This is a genomic window from Yoonia sp., assembly GCF_017854415.1.
GTDB lineage: Bacteria > Pseudomonadota > Alphaproteobacteria > Rhodobacterales > Rhodobacteraceae > Yoonia.
The window spans coordinates 1-4,307 of record NZ_JAFMHR010000184.1 but is presented as its reverse complement, the minus strand read 5'-3'; the positions used below and the strand labels follow the sequence as shown (position 1 = coordinate 4,307).

The window sequence follows — 4,307 nt, the reverse complement described above, 5'->3', positions numbered from 1 at the left end:
ACCCCGACGAACCAAAATCCGGCATAGAGGCGCTGGAAGTTGTGTGTCTTGGGCCATCGCTTCGGCCAAGCGGTCTTCTTCGCCGGTAGGACCAACCCAGCGGCGGCCTGTGGCCGAAGGTGCAATGCCTAGAAACGCTTTATCTTGTGGTGTGTTCATGCTGACGCACAATATAGAAAGGGCGCAGCCTGCGCCACGCCCTAATCGATACAATCATGAAATTGTTGTTTTAGCCAATTGGATTGCGGTAAATCATCCGCCGCACAGAGCCGGTTTTGGATCGCATCAGAATTGTTTCAGCTGTTACAAAACCAACTTCACGTTTGATCCCTGGCACAAGCGATCCATCTGTCACGCCAGTTGCCGCGAAAATCACGTCACCAGTCACCATGTCATCGCGGGTGTAGACGCGATCAAAGTTGGTGATGCCGGCTTTGGTGGCACGTCCGCGTTCATCGTCATTGCGAAAGATCAGACGGCCAAAAATCTGTCCGCCCATACACTTGAGAGCGGCTGCCGCTAGCACGCCTTCGGGTGCGCCGCCGGAACCCATATACATGTCGATCCCGGTTTTGGTCGGTTCTGCCGTATGCATAACGCCTGCGACGTCGCCGTCAGTGATCAATCGGATTGCAGCACCTGTACTGCGCAACTCTTCAATCATTTGCTCGTGGCGGGGACGTTCCAGCACGCAAACGGTGATATCATTGGTGGAACAGCCTTTGGCCGCGGCCAGCGCAGAGACCCGTTCAGACGGCGACATGTCCAAGGTAACCACGCCAGTGCGCAAACCTGGGCCTACGGCCAGTTTGTCCATATAAACGTCGGGTGCATGCAGCATCGACCCACGTGGTCCCATCGCAATAACAGCCAATGCGTTAGGCATATCTTTGGCGGTTAATGTGGTGCCTTCAAGCGGATCAAGGGCTATGTCCACGCCGGGACCATTGCCCGTGCCGACTTCTTCGCCAATGAAGAGCATTGGTGCTTCGTCGCGTTCGCCTTCGCCGATCACAACGACGCCTGCGATATCAAGTTTGTTTAGCTGCGTGCGCATTGCGTCAACAGCGGCTTGATCCGCAGCCTTTTCATCGCCGCGCCCGATCAGAGGCGCACAGGCAATCGCTGCCGCCTCGGAAACGCGGGCAAGGCCCAACGAAAGGTTGCGGTCGTTAAAATCAAGCGCTTTGGGCATTTTGTCGGTCCTTTGATGGCTTTCACCACCTAAAGCCTGTCCAGCCATGACCTACAAGACTGTTTGCGCTAAAGGAGTGGTTCAGACGGCCTCGATACGGATCGCAACAGGATCGCCGGTAACGACGCCAGTGGATTTAAAATCAGCCAAAGCTTCGTCCAATGCCGTGCGCGTTGTCTTGTGTGTGACGATCAAAACCGGGGCTGTTGTGTCCGTGTGGTCGTATTGGCGCATGCGGTCGATTGAGATGCCAGCCTCGCCCAAGGCATGTGCAACTTTGGCCAGCGCACCCGGCTTGTCGATCAATTGCATGCGTAAATAGTAAGGTGCTGAAACAGCGGCACGAGCTGCGCGTGCCTTGCGCAGCGTCTTGGCCGGTTGCCCGAATGTTGAAATCCGCAGTCCGCGTGCAATATCCATCACATCGCCCATGATAGCGCTGGCTGTGGGGCCTTCGCCCGCACCGGGGCCGCGCAGAACGATTTGGCTGACTGCATCACCCTCTAGGACGATCATATTGGTGCCGCCAGCAAGCTGACCCAAAGGTGACGTATCAGGCACGAGGCAAGGCGACATGCGCTGTTCCAGCCCGCGTCCCGTCATCTGCGCCACGCCAAGGAGTTTGATCTTATAACCCATGTCGGCAGCTTGATGGATGTCGTCTATCGTGACCGATCCGATGCCCTCAAGTTCGACCGCGTCGAAATCAACCTGGGTGCCAAAGGCGATGGACGCCAGCAGCGCCAGTTTATGCGCTGCGTCAATGCCACCTACGTCCAGTTCGGGATCTGCTTCTAGATAGCCAAGCGCGTTTGCTTCGTCAAAGACAGCTTCATAGCTTAGCCCTGCGTCTTCCATGCGGGTCAGGATATAGTTGCAGCTGCCGTTCATCACGCCCATGACGCGGGTGATCTCGTTGCCTGCAAGTCCTTCAGTCAAAGCTTTTACCACAGGGATACCCCCTGCGACGGCTGCTTCGAAACGGATCAGATGACCTGCTGCCTCTGCTGCTTCGGCCAATGCTTGACCGTGGATCGCGAGCAAGGCCTTGTTGGCACTCACAACGTCTTTGCCATTGGCAATAGCCGCTTCGGCTGCGTCTTTGGCGGGGCCTTCGTGGCCGCCCATGACTTCGATAAACACATCGATGTCGGCACGTTTCGCCAAAGTCACAGGGTCATCTTCCCATGCATAGCCAGACAGATCGACGCCGCGATCCTTGGTCTTGGATCGCGCAGAGACTGCGACGATCTCTACTGCGCGGCCAGCGCGCAGTTCCAGCAATGCGGCATGTTTTTGCACGATCCGGACGATGCCGACGCCAACGGTCCCAAGACCTGCAATTCCAAGGCGAAGTGGTGTTGTCATTAGGCTGCAATCCATCGTTCAAAATTTCGTCACGCAGGGTCTAGCGAAAGCGGCGCGCTACTGCAATGCGGCGATATCAATCTGTCTGATGCGCACAGCTTTTGCTTGAAGTGCTGCAACGCGCGCTTGCAGATCGACCGCTGCGTTATCTGTGGCCTCGGGGGCCAGTGGCACGGGCGTTAGGGCAGGATAGGGAGCCGCGCGCGCGGCATCACTGATCGTTTCCTCAAGCTGGGGGAACGACGCACAGCCACAAAGTGCAAGGCAACAGATCAAAGTAAACCGCATGAGCGCGACCATAGCGCCGCGCGCAGGGCAGGGGAACCACCGATCAGGGGTTTCCATCTGAACAAGCGTTCAGTTAAATGGCACTATGGCACGCAAGCAAGGTTCACATTCCGACATCACCGGCCCCAAGGTCCAAGAGGCCGCCCTGCGCTTGATTGCGCAGCATGGGTATGCTGCCGTATCAATGCGCCAGATCGCAGCCGAAGTCGGTGTGCAGGCTGGCGCGCTCTATAACTACACTTCTGATAAGCAAAGCTTGCTGTTTGATTTGATGCAAAGCCACATGACCGCCTTGTTAGACGCATTGGCCGCAGCGAATTTGCAAGGCGATCCTTTGCAGCAGCTTGAACAGTTCACGCGGTTTCATATTCGCTATCACTTGCCACGCGCGGATCATGTTTTTGTATCCTACATGGAACTGCGAAACCTATCACCTGACAACTTTGCCGAGATCGAAGCGCTGCGCCGCCGCTATGAAAATGCCCTAGAGGCGGTCTTGCGCGAGGGCGAAAATACAGGCGTTTTTGCGGTGACTGACACGCGTGTTACGACGATGGCTTTGATTGGTTTGCTGACTGGGCTTAGCAACTGGTACCGCACCGATGGCCGGCTGGGGATGGATACGATTGAGACGATGTATTGGGATTTGGTTCGCAAAGCGGTCGCCGTCTAGGCATTGCCGGTAATTCAAGCTAAGCCATGATCAACGACGGAGTACGTTAAGATGTTTCAGCCAGAAGTTGACGGTATTTATGCGACTGTGCACGCCTCGCCGGGGCGGCGTTGGTTTGGGTATGGCGTACTTTTTTCATTGGGCGCTATCGTACTGTATACAACGCTGGCGCACCCGCCTGCATTGCACTGGATGATCTTCATGCTGATATTCGGGGTGCTGATGCTGTGGCTGGCGGAAAGGCTCAGGCGGACCACGGCGATGGTGATCACACTGACCAAAGATGAGTTGCACGATAGTTCAGGCACCGTTTTGGCGCGTTTGGAAGATGTGCATAGCGTTGAGCGGGGCGCATTCGCGCTTAAGCCCTCGAACGGGTTTACGCTTGTTATGAAGCAAAAGGGCCAGCGTTCATGGGCACCGGGAATGTGGTGGCGGATGGGGTACCGCGTCGGCGTCGGCGGCGTTACAGCCGCCGGTCAATCACGGTTTATGGCAGAAAAAATAGCGTTACAGATCAAAGAGCGTTAGCAGATAATCCCGCCATCTGGTGCTGATGAATCTTTGATATCGAAGCACAAAGAGTCAACGTAACGAGGTCGAATGACCGTGAAGTTTGTAAATGTCAGGTCTTGAATGTCCGTTCCGGTGAAAGGCCCAAGCCCCACAGAGAAGGGCGCGCTGTAATCGGTGTTTGTCTCTATAAGTATTGCGACATCATCGTCAGCTAGGTTCAGGACTCATAACCAGAATATGACGGTTGCAGCGAGGGCGATCGCTGAC

5 protein-coding genes are annotated in these 4,307 nt (G+C 55.8%); 2 read left to right on the top strand and 3 right to left on the bottom strand.

Translation table 11 applies throughout. From position 1 onward, the window contains the following. Nucleotides 1–229: 229 nt before the first annotated feature. From glpX to QZ197_RS14950, 3 genes are all read right to left on the bottom strand, one after another. Nucleotides 230–1,195 carry a class II fructose-bisphosphatase gene (gene glpX, locus QZ197_RS14960; RefSeq protein ID WP_296432952.1) on the bottom strand — a complete coding sequence of 322 codons (966 nt, stop codon included), beginning with the start codon at nucleotides 1,193–1,195 and terminating at the stop codon, nucleotides 230–232. 81 nt (nucleotides 1,196–1,276) lie between these two features. Then, nucleotides 1,277–2,563: a homoserine dehydrogenase gene (locus QZ197_RS14955; protein WP_296432950.1), complete on the bottom strand. Its 1,287-nt coding sequence runs from the start codon at nucleotides 2,561–2,563 to the stop codon at nucleotides 1,277–1,279. Between the two features lie 57 nt (nucleotides 2,564–2,620). Next, entirely contained in the window at nucleotides 2,621–2,908 is a 288-nt protein-coding gene (locus QZ197_RS14950) for a hypothetical protein (RefSeq protein ID WP_296432949.1), read from the bottom strand. A 28-nt stretch (nucleotides 2,909–2,936) separates the two neighbouring features. On the opposite strand from QZ197_RS14950, the gene QZ197_RS14945 reads away from it, so the two are divergent. Further along, on the top strand, nucleotides 2,937–3,524 hold the full coding sequence (locus tag QZ197_RS14945) for a TetR/AcrR family transcriptional regulator (RefSeq protein WP_296432948.1): 588 nt from the start codon (nucleotides 2,937–2,939) through the stop codon (nucleotides 3,522–3,524). Nucleotides 3,525–3,575: 51 nt separating this feature from the next. Beyond that, nucleotides 3,576–4,055, top strand: coding sequence for a hypothetical protein (locus QZ197_RS14940; protein ID WP_296432947.1), 480 nt, complete (start codon nucleotides 3,576–3,578; stop codon nucleotides 4,053–4,055). The last annotated feature ends 252 nt before the right edge of the window (nucleotides 4,056–4,307 follow it).

What these genes read in the sequence shown, in the direction of transcription:
- QZ197_RS14955 (WP_296432950.1), bottom strand. Translation starts at nt 2,563, where the DNA reads ATGACAACACCACTTCGCCTTGGAATTGCAGGTCTTGGGACCGTTGGC.
- QZ197_RS14950 (WP_296432949.1), bottom strand. Translation starts at nt 2,908, where the DNA reads ATGGAAACCCCTGATCGGTGGTTCCCCTGCCCTGCGCGCGGCGCTATG.
- glpX (WP_296432952.1), bottom strand. Translation starts at nt 1,195, where the DNA reads ATGCCCAAAGCGCTTGATTTTAACGACCGCAACCTTTCGTTGGGCCTT.
- QZ197_RS14940 (WP_296432947.1), top strand. Translation starts at nt 3,576, where the DNA reads ATGTTTCAGCCAGAAGTTGACGGTATTTATGCGACTGTGCACGCCTCG.
- QZ197_RS14945 (WP_296432948.1), top strand. Translation starts at nt 2,937, where the DNA reads ATGGCACGCAAGCAAGGTTCACATTCCGACATCACCGGCCCCAAGGTC.